14 protein-coding genes are annotated in these 13,474 nt (G+C 69.7%); 1 reads left to right on the top strand and 13 read right to left on the bottom strand.

What is annotated here, in order from left to right:
• Positions 1 to 23: 23 nt before the first annotated feature.
• From lnt to AC1RN0_RS06765, 10 genes are all read right to left on the bottom strand, one after another.
• A complete protein-coding gene (gene lnt, locus AC1RN0_RS06810; RefSeq protein WP_492786678.1) occupies positions 24 to 1,619 on the bottom strand; it encodes an apolipoprotein N-acyltransferase in 1,596 nt (531 codons plus the stop codon).
• On the bottom strand, positions 1,616 to 2,500 hold the full coding sequence (locus AC1RN0_RS06805) for a hemolysin family protein (protein WP_492786677.1): 885 nt from the start codon (positions 2,498 to 2,500) through the stop codon (positions 1,616 to 1,618). Before AC1RN0_RS06805 ends, lnt begins: the two co-directional genes overlap by 4 nt.
• Before the next feature lie 5 nt (positions 2,501 to 2,505).
• The gene (gene ybeY, locus AC1RN0_RS06800) at positions 2,506 to 2,976 is read right to left on the bottom strand and encodes an rRNA maturation RNase YbeY (protein WP_492786676.1); all 471 of its coding nucleotides are present in this window, start codon (positions 2,974 to 2,976) and stop codon (positions 2,506 to 2,508) included.
• Positions 2,942 to 3,895 carry a PhoH family protein gene (locus AC1RN0_RS06795; RefSeq protein ID WP_492786675.1) on the bottom strand — a complete coding sequence of 318 codons (954 nt, stop codon included), beginning with the start codon at positions 3,893 to 3,895 and terminating at the stop codon, positions 2,942 to 2,944. Before AC1RN0_RS06795 ends, ybeY begins: the two co-directional genes overlap by 35 nt.
• Positions 3,892 to 5,235 (bottom strand): tRNA (N6-isopentenyl adenosine(37)-C2)-methylthiotransferase MiaB, encoded by a 1,344-nt coding sequence (gene miaB / locus AC1RN0_RS06790; protein WP_492786674.1) that lies wholly within the window; start codon positions 5,233 to 5,235, stop codon positions 3,892 to 3,894. Before miaB ends, AC1RN0_RS06795 begins: the two co-directional genes overlap by 4 nt.
• Positions 5,236 to 5,390: 155 nt before the next feature.
• A complete protein-coding gene (locus AC1RN0_RS06785) occupies positions 5,391 to 5,798 on the bottom strand; it encodes a Fur family transcriptional regulator (protein ID WP_492786673.1) in 408 nt (135 codons plus the stop codon).
• Between the two features lie 44 nt (positions 5,799 to 5,842).
• Positions 5,843 to 6,268 carry a ribosomal protein S18-alanine N-acetyltransferase gene (gene rimI, locus AC1RN0_RS06780; protein WP_492786672.1) on the bottom strand — a complete coding sequence of 142 codons (426 nt, stop codon included), beginning with the start codon at positions 6,266 to 6,268 and terminating at the stop codon, positions 5,843 to 5,845.
• A complete protein-coding gene (tsaB, locus tag AC1RN0_RS06775; protein ID WP_492786671.1) occupies positions 6,265 to 6,897 on the bottom strand; it encodes a tRNA (adenosine(37)-N6)-threonylcarbamoyltransferase complex dimerization subunit type 1 TsaB in 633 nt (210 codons plus the stop codon). The genes rimI and tsaB overlap by 4 nt, the downstream gene beginning before the upstream one ends.
• Before the next feature lie 71 nt (positions 6,898 to 6,968).
• Positions 6,969 to 7,559: a malonic semialdehyde reductase gene (locus AC1RN0_RS06770; RefSeq protein WP_492786670.1), complete on the bottom strand. Its 591-nt coding sequence runs from the start codon at positions 7,557 to 7,559 to the stop codon at positions 6,969 to 6,971.
• Between the two features lie 213 nt (positions 7,560 to 7,772).
• Entirely contained in the window at positions 7,773 to 8,339 is a 567-nt protein-coding gene (locus AC1RN0_RS06765; protein ID WP_492786669.1) for a NifU family protein, read from the bottom strand.
• A 129-nt stretch (positions 8,340 to 8,468) separates the two neighbouring features.
• Here AC1RN0_RS06765 and AC1RN0_RS06760 point away from each other — a divergent pair, with 129 nt between their 5' ends.
• Positions 8,469 to 9,764, top strand: coding sequence for a cytochrome P450 (locus AC1RN0_RS06760; RefSeq protein ID WP_492786668.1), 1,296 nt, complete (start codon positions 8,469 to 8,471; stop codon positions 9,762 to 9,764).
• A 180-nt stretch (positions 9,765 to 9,944) separates the two neighbouring features.
• Here the strand turns inward: AC1RN0_RS06760 and AC1RN0_RS06755 are convergent, their stop codons facing one another.
• The 3 genes from AC1RN0_RS06755 to murJ all read right to left on the bottom strand — a co-directional run bounded on the left by AC1RN0_RS06755 (position 9,945) and on the right by murJ (position 13,389).
• Positions 9,945 to 10,418: a universal stress protein gene (locus AC1RN0_RS06755; RefSeq protein ID WP_492786667.1), complete on the bottom strand. Its 474-nt coding sequence runs from the start codon at positions 10,416 to 10,418 to the stop codon at positions 9,945 to 9,947.
• Between the two features lie 178 nt (positions 10,419 to 10,596).
• Complete coding sequence (trpS, locus tag AC1RN0_RS06750; RefSeq protein WP_492786666.1) at positions 10,597 to 11,628, bottom strand: tryptophan--tRNA ligase; 1,032 nt, start codon at positions 11,626 to 11,628, stop codon at positions 10,597 to 10,599.
• Between the two features lie 144 nt (positions 11,629 to 11,772).
• Positions 11,773 to 13,389, bottom strand: coding sequence for a murein biosynthesis integral membrane protein MurJ (murJ, locus tag AC1RN0_RS06745; RefSeq protein WP_492786665.1), 1,617 nt, complete (start codon positions 13,387 to 13,389; stop codon positions 11,773 to 11,775).
• Positions 13,390 to 13,474: the final 85 nt, after the last annotated feature.

Genomic DNA, 13,474 nt, shown 5'->3' with positions numbered 1-13,474 from the left:
GGCATTTTCAATTGTTCGTCCCCCTAAGTCCTATTTCGCCGCCATTTCAAGTCGGGAACCACCCGTTTGAGTAGTCCAATGAGGCCCGAAATGAGCAGCATCACCAGGAACGGCGTGTCGCCAAGTCGCCTATAGGGCGTGTCGAAACGTCGCGAAGGCAATGCTTTGTCGATAACCCCGCTGTCTCCGAGGCGCAAGACGCCGGGTATTGTGGCGCCGGTCGCGTCGATCAGGCCCGATACCCCGGTTGGCGTCGCGCGAACGATCGGGATGCCTTCCTCGATTGCACGATAACTGGACAGGTTGAGGTGTTGCAGCGGTCCGCTGGTCGCGCCGAACCAGGCGTCATTGGAGACGTTGACGATGAAGTCAGGCCTTGTGCGGGAAGCCATTGCTCCGTTCCGGGTGAAGCCGGGGTAGAGGCCTTCGTAGCAGATCAGGGGCTGGAACACGGGCAGGCCGGCCGGATGCAGCGGCGCCGGCGGCGGGCCGGGACTGAAGCCGTCGCCGACGTGAACCAGCGTCTTTACCCCCCAGGCGCCCATCAGCTTGTCAAACGGCAGGAACTCGCCGAACGGCACCAGCCGGTATTTGTCGTAGACGCCGGAGGCCTCGAGACCTTCGCCCGTGCGGAGAACGGCGACGAGGCTGTTGAACACGCGATAGTCCGACTGCGTCCCTTCGACGCGGTAGGCCCCGACCAGCAGGGTCTGGCCCGGTTTGAGCGACCCCTCGATGGCCTTTCGTGTCCAGGTGCCGGGGGCCAGATAGTTGTCGATGGCGTCCGGAATCGCTCCTTCGGGCCAGACCACGATGTCGGCGACCCGGCCGCCCGGATAGGGACGCGAGGTCAGGGCGACATACTTGTCGACGATGCGCTGGAACTCGGCGGGATCGTACTTGGCCGACTGGTGGATATCGGCCTGAACGATGCGGATGACCGGCGCCGTCTGGCCGGGGGACGCCGGGTGGGGCCGGGTGCGGACGACGCCGAACAGGAACAGCCCGGCGAAGGTCGCCGCCGCCAGGCCGATGGCCGCCTTGCCGGCCCGCCCCTCGCGCCAGACGGCCAGGGCCGCGGCCATGGCCAGGGTCAGCCAGGTCAGGCCATAGGCCCCGACCAGCGAGGCGGTCTGCGACATCGCCGACCCGGCCTTCCAGGTCTCGCCCGGCAGGTTCCACGGAAAGCCGGTCAGGACATGGCCGCGCAGCCACTCGAAACCGGCGAACACGCCGGCGAAGACCAGCACGCGGGTGACGCCGGTCATCCCGGTCCAGCGATAGACGAGGCAGGCCGCGCCCCAGAACAGCGCCACGCCGCCGGCCATCAGGGTGACGGCGAACGGGGCCATCCAGCCCTGGTTGGCGGCGTCGACCAGGAAGGCCTCGGCGATCCACCAGGTGCCGACGGCGAAATAGGCCAGGCCCGCCAGCCAGCCGCGCCAGAAGGCCGAGCGCAGCGGCCGGCCGGCGTCGGCCGTGTCGACCAGCCAGAGCAGCAGGGGATAGCCCAGCAGGCCCGGCAGGACGCCGAACGGGGGGTGGGCGAGGGCCGTGGCGAGCCCGGCGGCCAGCGCCAGCGCCCAGCGGGGGATCCGGGCCGGATCGAGGCGGGTCACGCCGGCGCGGTCTCGTCCGCCGCCGGCTCGACGGGACGCGGCCGGAAGCGAACGCGCTTCACCCGGCGCGGATCGGCGGCGATGATCTCGATGTCATAGGCGTCCGACAGGCGGATCACGTCGCCCCGGCGCGGCACGCGGCCGGCGATGGCGCTGACCAGGCCGCCGACCGTGTCGATGTCTTCCTCGTGGTCGCCGTCGCCGAGCTGGTCCTCGCCGAGCACCGCCTCGAGGTCCTCGAGCAGCGCGCGGGCGCTGGCCTCGATGATGCCGTCCTCCAGCACGCGCAGGCCGGTGACCGCCGCATCGTCATGCTCGTCGGCGATGTCGCCGACCACGGCCTCGATCAGGTCTTCCAGCGTCACCAGTCCCTCGGTGCCGCCGTATTCGTCGATGACCAGCGCCATGTGCACGCGGGTCTTCTGCATCTGGGCCAGCAACGTGGCCGCGCGCATCGAGCCGGGCACCCCCGGGGCCGGGCGGCGCAGGCGCTTGAGCACGCCCGCGGGGCGGCGGCCCTTGCTGGCCAGCAGCTTGAACACGTCCTTGATGTGCACGAAGCCGATCGGGTCATCGAGCGTGCCGCGGTAGACCGGCAGGCGTGAGTGCTCGGTCTCGCTGAACTGGGCGACCAGGGCGTCGAACGAGGTGTTGAACTCGACCGCAACGATATCGGCCCGGGGGGTCATGACATCGTCGACCGTCAGGGTCTGGAAGGCTCGGGCCTGGGCGGCAAGGGTCTCGCCGGCCTGGGTGGTCGGCTCCAGGTCGGCGACGGGCTCGCCGGCGAGGCCGTGGCGCACCCGGCTGAACAGGGACCAGAAGCCGCGCTTCGGCTTCGGCGTTTCGGGCGGCGAACTTGCGTCGTCGGAAGTGGTCATTGTGCTCAGGCGTAGGGGTCGGGAACGTCGAGGCCGGCAAGGATCTGCCGTTCCAGCGCTTCCATCTCCTCGGCTTCGGTCTCCGTCTTGTGGTCGTACCCTACAAGATGGAGCACGCCGTGCGCCACCAGGTGTTGCAGATGATGCGCCAGCGGCTTGCCTTGCTCGGCCGCCTCGCGGGCGCAGACGCCGTAGGCCAGGGCGATGTCGCCCAGATGATGCTCGGGATTGGCCGGGGCCGGGAAGCTCAGCACGTTGGTCGGGCCGGCCTTGTCGCGGAAGCGCAGGTTGAGGTCGGCGACCGTCGCGTCGTCGGTCAGCAGGATGGTCAGGCCGCCTTCTGCGGTGGCCGACTCGGCCGCGGCCAGGGCCAGGGCCTCGGCGTCCGGCAGGGCGGCGGACCAGGCTTCGTCCTCGATCTCGATGTCGATGCCCAAGGCGCTACTGCCCGGTGCGCTTGGCCGCGTCGGCGTCATAGGCGCGGACGATGCGGGCGACCATCGGGTGGCGGATCACGTCGGCGGCGGTGAAGCGGGTCACCGCCACGCCCTCGACGCCCTCGAGAATGGCCACGGCGTGGGCCAGGCCGGAGTCGTTGGGATTGAGCAGGTCGATCTGGCTGGGATCGCCCGTGACAGCCATGCGCGAGCCTTCGCCCAGGCGGGTCAGGACCATCTTCATCTGCAGCCGGCTGGTGTTCTGCGCCTCGTCGACGATGACGAAGGCATGCGCCAGGGTGCGGCCGCGCATGAAGGCGATCGGGGCGACCTCGATCTCGCCCTTGTCGCGGCGGCGGCGCAGCTGGTCGGCGCCCATCAGCTGGGTCAGGGCCTCCCAGACGGGCGCCATGTAGGGATCGACCTTCTCCGTCAGATCGCCCGGCAGGAAGCCCAGCCGCTCGCCGGCCTCGACGGCCGGCCGGGTGACGATCAGCCGGTCGATGTCGCCGCGCATCAGCATGGCCGCGCCGTGGGCCACGGCGAGGAAGGTCTTGCCGGTGCCGGCGGGACCAAGGCCGAACACCAGGTCGTGGCGGCCGAGGTCGTCCATGTAGCGCGCCTGGGTCGCTGTCTTGGGCGAGACCGGGCCGCGCCGCGCGCCGCCGGCCACGCCGGGGGCGGCCGGGGCGTCTCCGGTGCGGGCGTCGCCGATGGCCACGCGCACATCGGCGTCGGCCACCGGCGCGCCGGAGTCGGCCAGCTCGGCCAGGGCCTGGACGGCGCGTTTGGCCGCCGCGCGGCCGCGCAGGTCGCCGGCCAGCGACACGCCGCCGCCGGGGGTCTCGAGCAGCACCTTGAAGGCGTCCTCGATCAGGGCCGCGTGCCGGCCGCCGGGGCCGGACACGGCGCGGACGGCCGCGTCGGACAGGTGCAGGAATTCAGGCGGACGGCTCATGCTGTTTCCAGAACCAGCGACCCGGACAGACTGTTCCGGGTGGCGCTGTCGATCCGCACGGGCAGGATCTGGCCGATCAGCCGCTCGGGGCCGTCGATATGCACCGGCTGCAGCCAGGGCGAACGGCCGCCGATCTGGCCGGGATGGCGGCCGGTCTTCTCGATCAGCACCGGGGCGACGCGGCCGACCACCGAATGGTTGAAGGCCTCCTGCTGCTCCTGCAGCAGGGCGTTCAGCCGCTGCAGCCGCTCGTCCATCACCTCGGCCGCGACCTGGCCCGGCATGGCCGAGGCCGGGGTGCCGGGGCGGCGGCTGTACTTGAACGAGAAGGCGCCGGCGTAGCCGACCTCGCGCACCAGATCCAGGGTCGCCTCGAAGTCGCTGTCGCGCTCGCCGGGGAAGCCGACGATGAAGTCGCAGCTCATGGCGATGTCCGGCCGGGCGGCGCGGATCTTCTCGATCAGGCGGATGTAGTGCTCGGCCGTGTGCCCGCGGTTCATGGCCTTGAGGATGCGGTCGCTGCCCGACTGCACGGGCAGGTGCAGGTAGGGCATCAGCGCCTCGACCTCGCCGTGGGCGGCGATCAGGGCGTCGTCCATGTCGCGCGGGTGGCTGGTGGTGTAGCGGATGCGGTCGAGGCCCTCGACGGCCGCCAGCTGGCGCACCAGACCGGCCAGGCCGCCGGCGTCGCCGTCATAGGCGTTGACGTTCTGGCCCAGCAGGGTGACCTCGCGCACGCCCTTGGCGGCCAGCACCCGGGCCTCGGCGAGGATGTCGCCGGCCGGCCGCGACCACTCGCCGCCGCGGGTGTAGGGCACCACGCAGAAGGTGCAGAACTTGTCGCAGCCCTCCTGCACCGTGAGGAAGGCGGTCACGCCGGTGACGTGGCGGTCCCTGGGCAGGGCGTCGAACTTTTCGTCGGCCGCGAAATCGGCGCTGAGCCGCTCGCCGGTGGCGCGGTGGGCGCGGGCGATCAACTCGGGCAGCTGGTGATAGGCCTGCGGTCCGACCACGAGGTCCACGGCCGGCTGGCGGCGCATGATTTCCTCGCCTTCGGCCTGGGCGACGCAGCCGGCGACGGCGATGGTCATGCGGCCGCCGCTGTCGGCCTTGCGACCCTTCATCAGCTTGATCTGGCCGAGTTCGGAATAGACCTTCTCGGTGGCCTTCTCGCGGATGTGGCAGGTGTTGAGCACCACCAGGTCCGCGCCTTCCGGCTCGTCGGTCACGGCATAGCCCAGCGGGCGCAGGACATCGGCCATGCGCTCGCTGTCATAGACGTTCATCTGACAGCCGTAGGTCTTGATGTAGAGGCGCTTCGTCGGCGCGGCGTCGGTCATGGACGCGTTATGGGGGCCGGGGGGCGGCGGCGCAAGATTGGGGCGTGGGGAGCGGAGCGTCGCCAAGGGACTAGGGGCTAGGGGCTAGGGGCTAGTGAAGAACACCCACCGCAGCCACCCCGCTCGACTAACCCCTAATCCCTACCCCCTAATCCCTACTCTTCCAGCGGCACCCCGTAGAGCTCCAGCCGGTGATCGACCAGCCGGTAGCCGAGTTTGCGGGCGATGGCCTGCTGCAGGGCCTCGATCTCCTCGTCGACGAACTCGACGACCTTGCCGGTCTTCATGTCGATCAGGTGATCGTGGTGGACGTCGGGCGCCTCTTCGTAGCGGCTGCGGCCGTCGCGGAAGTCGTGGCGCTCGATGATGCCCGACTCCTCGAACAGCCGGACCGTGCGGTAGACCGTGGCGATGGAGATGTGCGGGTCGACCTCGTGGGCCCGGCGATAGAGCTCCTCGACGTCCGGGTGGTCAGCGGACACCGACAGGACGCGGGCGATGACGCGCCGCTGGTCGGTCATGCGCATCCCTTTTTCGACGCACAGTTTTTCGAGGCGTTCCACGGCGGGTCTCCAGGCGAGTCGCGCGCAAGATAGGCGCGCGGGGCTCAGGTGTTAAGCGTGCGACGCATGACGAGGGCGTCGGCGCCGTCGGCGTAGTAGGCGCGGCGCAATCCGGCGGTTTCGAAGGCGGTCGATGCGTAAAGCGCGAGCGCCGCGGTGTTGGTCGCCGCGACCTCGAGAAACAGGCTGTCGGCCCCGCGCGCCCGGGCGAGGTCGGCGGCCGCCTCGACCAGCGCCCGACCCGCGCCGTTGCGGCGGACCATCGGCGCGACCGCGAGGGTCAGGATCTCGGCCTCGTCGGCCACCGCGCGGCAGAGGATGAATCCCTGGCCGTCGAGCATCAGGCCAAAGACGTTGAAGGTGACCAGCAGCGCCTCGAAGGCCGCTTCGTCCCACGGCCGCTCGAAGGCGGCGGCGTGCAGCACGGCCAGCTGGCGCGCATCGTCGTGAAGGACCTTGCGCGGGGTCATATCGGCAGTTTGGCGTCGGGCGCGCGCAGATAGAGCGGTCGGGGCGGCTTCAGCGGGTCGGGGCCGCGCTGCGCCAGGCGGGCGACGGCCACGGGGTCCGGGCCGTCGGGCGTCAGCACGGTCGCCGACGGCAGGGCCGGGGCCAGCAGCGGCGCGCCCGAGCCGACCAGGGTCGCCGGGCCGCCGTGATAGAGTTCGGCCAGCCGGGCGGCGGCGTCCGCGGCCGCCAGGGCGTCCGGGGCCATCAGGGCGACGCCATCGCCGAACATCTGCACATAGACCTGCTCGCGCCGGGCATCGATCACCGCCACGACGAAGCCGGGCTGCCCGTAGGCCAGGGCTTCCAGCGCACCGACCCCGACGCAGGGGATCGACAGGGCCGAGGACAGACCCTTGGCGAAGGCCAGGCCGACGCGCAGGCCGGTAAAGCTGCCGGGGCCGACGGTGACGCCGATGCGGGTCAGGGCCGGAAAGCCGACGCCCGCCTCGGCCATCAGCGCCTGGACCAGCGGGGCCAGCCGTTCCTGGTGGCCGCGCGGCATGGCCTCCGAGCGGGCGGCCAGCACCGTCTCGCCGTCCAGCAGGGCGGCCGAGCAGGCGGTCAGGCAGGTGTCGAGGGCGAGGATCACGGCCGGCCGCTTTGGGGCCGACCGTGAGTCCGGAACGCGCTGAAGCGGCGGAAAGCGATCATCCGCCTCTCTTAGGCGAAGCGGGCCGCCTGCTCAAAGGTCAGACGCGGATTGCGCGGATACAGGTTCTCGGTCGTGCCGTGGCCGAGGCTGGCGATGAAGTTGGACTTGATGTTGGTCCCGGCGAAGAAGGCCGCGTCGACGCCGGCGTTGTCGAAGCCCGACATCGGGCCGGCGTCGAGGCCCAGCGCCCGGGCGGCGATGATCAGATAGGCGCCCTGCAGCGAGCCGTTGCGGAAGGCCATCGGCTCGGCGTGCGGCGTGCCCTTGAGGCCCACCAGCATGGTCGGGGCGTTGGGGAACAGCAGGGCGTTGTGGTCCATGAAGTCCAGGTCGTGGCCGATGATCACGGTCACCGGGGCCTGCAGGATCTTCGCCTGGTTGTTGCCGCTGGCCAGGGCCGACAGCGTCGCCTTGCCCTCCGGGCTGGTGACGAACACGAACCGCGCCGGCGAGGAGTTGGCCGCCGTCGGGCCGAATTTCGCCAGATCGTAGACCTGCTTCAGCAGGGCTTCCGGCAGGGGCTCGGGGTTCCAGGCATTGTAGGTCCGCGCTTCGCGGAACAGCTGGTCAAGGTCGGCGTCGGGAAGCGGGGCGGCCATGGGGAATCTCCATCCGTATCTGTTACGGTTGCAATATAGGAAACGACGACGCGGCGCCAAGGGGGGCTGCGGGTCGTCACCGTTGATTGTCAGGAAAGCCCAACGTCCGGCGGCCGGCGTTGATCCAGGGCAAGGGGGGAATGGCGGAAAGAACCCCCGCAGTCACCGCTTCGGCGACAGCTCCCCGAAGGGGGAGCATCCTGCCACTCCGCCCTACAGCGTCTGCTCGACCCGCGTCACTTCCGGGACATAGTGCTTGAGCATGTTCTCCACCCCGGCCTTGAGGGTCGCGGAGGAGGAGGGGCAGCCCGAGCAGGCGCCGCGCATGTGCAGATAGACCACGCCGGTCTCGGCCTCGAAGCGCGAGAAGACGATGTCGCCGCCATCCTGGGCCACGGCCGGGCGGATGCGGCTGTCGAGCAGGTCCTTGATCTCGGCGACGATCTGGGCGGTCTCGCCCTCGTAGACCGTCGCGTCGTGGCCGGTCCCGTCGTCGTCGCTGAGGATCGGCGCGCCGCTGGTGAAGTGATCCATGATCGCGGCCAGCACCGGGGCCTTCAGATGGGCCCAGTCGGTGTCGTCGGTCTTGGTCACGGTGACGAAGTCGCCGCCGAAGAAGACGCGGGTCACCTCGCCGAGGTCGAACAGGGCCTTGGCCAGCGGCGAGGAAGCCGCTTCGCCGGCGTCACGGAACTCGCGGGCCCCGTCGCCGAGCACATCCCTGCCGGGCAGGAATTTCAATACCGCCGGATTGGGCGTGGGTTCGGTCTGGATAAACATGAAAATACATGTGGCGTCGCGCACGGGGCGTGACAAGGGCGTCATTTTCTGGCGCTATGTAAGCACTGATAAGATAGCAGCGCATGACGGCGGGGAACGCCGCGGCGTCACAGGGCAAGGGAGACGGCCATGGCCGACGGAAATTTCGATATCGGCAAGGCGCTGCGGGACAAGGCGGAGCGCGACAAGGCCGCGCGGGAACGCGCCTATTCCCTGCCCCTGGACCAGATCAACGTGGTCGATCCCGACCTGTGGGTGAATGACACCCACTGGTCCTATTTCGAACGGCTGCGGAAGGAAGACCCGGTCCACTACTGCACCGTCGACGAGGAAACCGGGCCGTTCTGGTCGGTGACCCGCTTCAACGACATCATGGAAATCGACACCACCCACCAGGTGTTCAGCTCCGACGCCCATCTCGGCGGCATCACCCTGCGCGACTTCGACGAGGACTTCGTCCTGCCGATGTTCATCGCCATGGACCCGCCCAAGCACGACGTGCAGCGCAAGACCGTCTCGCCGATCGTCAGCCCGCACAGCCTGATGCAGCTGGAGCCGATCATCCGCGAGCGCGCCGCCGGCCTGCTCGACAGCCTGCCGATCGGCGAGACCTTCGACTGGGTCGACCGCATCTCCATCGAACTGACCACCCAGATGCTGGCGACGCTGTTCGACTTCCCGTTCCATGACCGCCGCAAGCTGACCCGCTGGTCGGACGTGGCCACGGCCGCGCCGGGCATGGGGGTGATCGAGACCGAGGAACAGCGCCGCGAGGAACTGTTCGAGTGCCTCGCCTACTTCACCAACCTGTGGAACGAGCGGGTCAACGCCCCGCCGGCCAACAACCTGATCTCGCTGCTGGCCCATGGCGAGCAGACCCGCAACATGGAGCCGATGGAGTATCTGGGGAACCTGATCCTGCTCATCGTCGGCGGCAACGACACCACCCGCAACACCATGACCGGCTCGGTGCTGGCGCTGAACCAGAACCCCGACCAGTACGCCAAGCTGAAGGCCAACCCCGAGCTGATCCCGTCGATGGTTTCCGAGACCATCCGCTGGCAGACGCCGCTGGCCCACATGCGCCGCACGGCGCTGGCCGACTACGAGATCGGCGGCAAGACCATCAAGAAGGGCGACAAGGTCGCCATGTGGTACGTCTCGGGCAACCGCGACGAGACGGCGATCGAGAACCCCGACGCCTACATCATCGACCGCGAGCGGCCCCGCCATCACATGTCGTTCGGCTTCGGCATCCACCGCTGCGTGGGCAACCGCCTGGCCGAGATGCAGCTGCGCGTGGTGTGGGAAGAGATCCTCAAGCGCTTCCCGACCATCGAGGTCGTCGGCGAGCCCGAGCGGGTGCCGTCGGCGTTCGTGAAGGGCTACCTGACCCTGCCGGTGCGGATTCCGTCGAAGCTGTAGAGCTCGATTCCTTCCTCCCCGGAGCGTAGCGAGGGGGAGGGGGACCGCCGCGAGGCGGTGGAGGGGGCTGCGCGGACGCGAGCGGCCCCATCCTGAATTCCGGTCTCTCCGGTCTATCCGGCGCCGGCCCCTCCACCATGCTCCGCATGGTCTCCCTCGCCACGCCGCGGGGAGGAAACGCTAGGCCAGATCCGCGATTTCGTCGTCGGTCAGGTCGCCGGGCACCACGGTGACCGGAAGTTTCCGCGATCCCCAGTTGACGCCATCCCGCGCGATCGACGCCACCAGCGGGCCCGGACCCTTGCCGCTGGTCGCGGCGGCGAGGACGAGGATCTTGATGTCGGCGTCGGCGGCGACCACCGCGCGGATCGCCGCGCGGGTCGATTCAGCGTGCTTGATCAGGAATTCGGGGGCCTTGCCGGTGACGGCCACGACCGTCTCGGCCAGCTTCTGCAGCACCGACTCCGCCTCGACCCGCTCCTGGCGCTCCATCTCCTCGCGCACGCCCGACCAGTGCTCGAACACCGCCGGCTCGATGACCCGCAGCAGGCAGACGTGGCCGCCGGTCGACAGCGCCCGCTTGCAGGCATAGCGCAGCGCCGCCCCGGACTCCGGGCTGTCGTCGGCGATGACGAGGAACTTGCGCTGGCTCATGCGGTCAACGGTGGCTCAGGCGCGGAGGTTGGGCAAGGGGCGCGGCGATACGGTGCGGGGTTCGAGACGCTCGCTTGAAGCTCGCTCCTCACCATGACGAAGGAAAGTGCAAGTCACCCCTGCCCGTCATCCTGAGGAGCGATCCCTCAGGATCGCATCTCGAAGGACGCACCGTGCCTCAGCGCCAGAAGCCGACGATCTTCTTCACTTCGTCCAGGGTCGGCGCCGCGACTGCGCGGGCCTTGTCGGCGCCGGCGGCGAGGATGGCGTCGATCTCGGCCGGGTCGGCCATGTAGCGGCGCATGGCGTCGCTGACCGGCGACAGCTTCGCCACCGCCAGGTCGGCCAGGGCCGGCTTGAAGGCGCCAAAGCCCTTGCCGCCGAACTCGGCCAGCACCTCGGCCTTGGTCAGGCCGGCGAGCGCCCCGTAGATGCCCACCAGGTTGTCGGCTTCCGGCCGGGCCTTGAGGTCCTCGAGCGTTTCGGGGAGCGGCTCGGGGTCGGTCTTGGCCTTGCGGACCTTCTGGGCGATGGCGTCGGCGTCGTCGGTCAGATTGATGCGCGAATTGTCCGACGGATCGGACTTGCTCATCTTCGCCGACCCGTCGCGCAGGGACATGATCCGCGCGCCCGGGCCCTCGGTCAGGCCTTCGGGCAGCGGGAAGAAGCCCGGCGCGTCGAAGTCGTGGTTGAACTTGGCGGCGATGTCGCGGGTCAGTTCGAGGTGCTGCTTCTGGTCGTCGCCGACCGGCACATGGGTGCCCTTGTAGAGCAGGATGTCGGCCGCCTGGAGCACCGGGTAGGTGTAGAGGCCCACCGAGCTGCGCTCCTTGTGCTTGCCGCTCTTCTCCTTGAACTGGGTCATCCGGTCGAGCCAGCCGAGGCGGGCCACGCACTGGAAGATCCAGCCGAGTTCGGCGTGCGCCGGCACCGCCGACTGCGGGAAGATGGTCGCGATCTTCGGATCGAGGCCTGCCGCGAGATAGGCGGCCGCGATCTCCCGGGTCTGGTTGGCCAGCTGGGCCGGGTCCTGCCAGACGGTCAGGGCGTGCAGGTCGGCGACGAAGATGAAGGTGTCGGTCTCGTGCTGCAGCCGGGTGAACTTCACCAGGGCGCCGAGATAGTTGCCCAGGTGCAGGGCGCCCGAGGACTGGACGCCGGACAGCACGCGTTGCGGGCCGGAATAGGTGGCGGGAGGCTGATCGGTCATGGATCGGTCTTCTTGAATGGCAGGTCGTTGGGCGCGCGTCGTTACGGACCGCGCGAAGCTCGGCGGGTGTGCGTCAGACGCTGCGCCATCGGCGCGGGGTATGTGCCGCGAGGACCATGACCGCTCGATACGGCAGGCGAGGGCCTAGAGCAAGTCCGCCGGCGGCGCGGCGGCGGCGCCCGGCTTGCGGCGCAGGGCGTCCCTGACCTCGGCGATCGTCACCCCGCCCGAGCCGAGCAGCAGGGCCGGATAGAGGGCGGCGCCGGCCATGCACAGCGCCAGGACGGTGATTTCCTTGGGGCCGAGGCCGATCATGCGGAAGCCGTGCAGCGGGGCCTCCAGCTGGGCGCGGAACAGCTGGGCGCTGAACAGCACCGCGCCGAGCACGCCGCTGGCCACGGCGATGCGGGCCAGCTTGCTCCAGGCGGCGGCGGACGGGGTCCAGTCGCCGCGCTTGCGCAGGGCATGGACCATCTGGGCGACGTTGAGCCAGGAGGCGAAGGCCGTCGCCGCGGCGATGCCCTCGAAGCCGATGGTGTAGAACAGCGCCGCGCCCAGGCCGATGTTGACGAACACGCTGATCAGGGCGAACCGCATCGGCGCCTTGGTGTCGTGGCGGGCGAAGAACACCGGCGACAGCACCCGGGCCAGCACGAACGCCGGCACGCCCCAGCCGTAGTGGAACAGGGCCTTGGCCGTCTGGGCCGCGTCGTAGGGGCCGAACTCGCCGCGCTGGAACAGGCCGTCGATCAGATAGTGTGGCATGGCCATCAGCACGGCCGCCGCCGGCAGGGTTAGGGCCATGGCGAAGACGATCGCCTGGTCGGTGGTGCGCTGGGCCTCTTCCTTGTCGTTGATGCTGATGGCGCGGGACAGCGACGGCAGCAGGGCCACGCCGATGGCCACCCCGACGAGGCCGAGCGGCAGCTGGTAGAAGCGGTCGGCCACCGACAGCCAGGTGCGGGCGCCGTTCTCCTGGCTGGCGATGATGCCCGACAGGAAGATGTTCACCTGGGTGACGCTGGCGGCGATGGCGCCGGGAATGGCGATGGCGATCAGGGCGCGGATCTCGGGGGTCAGGCGCGGGATGGTCGGGCGGATCTTCGCGCCCGTGCGCCAGGCGCCCCACCACAGCAGGCCCGCCTGCAGCAGGCCGGCGACGAGGATGGCCCAGCTGGCGGCGTAGGCGGAGCCGATGGCGTCGCGCGGCTGGATCACCGCGACCAGGATCACCGCGTTGAGCACGGTCGGGGCGGCGGCCGACAGCGCGAACCGGCCGCCGGCGTTGAGCACGCCCGACAGCAGCGCCACGATGGCCATGCAGGGCAGGTAGGGCATGCTGATCTGGGTCAGCGCCACCGCCAGCTTGTACTTCTCGCTGTTGAAGCCGAAGCCCGGATTGATCACCAGCATCAGCCACGGCATGGCCAGCTGGAAGCCGATGGTCAGTACCAGGGTGATCGCCGCCAGCGTCGCCAGGGCGTCGGTGGCCAGGTTGTCGGCGGCCTCCTGTCCCTCGCTGGCCAGGACCTTGGAATAGGTGGGCACGAAGGCGGCCGTGAAGGCGCCTTCGGCGAAGATCCGGCGGAACAGGTTGGGGAAGGACTGGGCGGTGTTGAAGGCGTCGGCCGCCGGGGTCGAGCTGGCCCCCAGCCGCGCGGTGATGAACAGGTCGCGGGCGAGGCCCATGAACCGGCTGACCAGGGTCAGGCTGGAAAACACCATGGAGGAGCGGATCAGGCCGCCCTTCGCAGGTTTCACGGGTCGGGACGGCTGCTCGGTGCTCACCGCGCGCTTGTGCGCTGGCGCAAACGGGTGGTCAAGACGGGCCCGCCGACTGGGCGAA

It is taken from the genome of Caulobacter sp. GW821-FHT12F03, assembly GCF_058806855.1.
The sequence above is the reverse complement of the archived record's forward strand: the minus strand, read 5'-3'. Positions and strand labels throughout refer to the sequence as shown.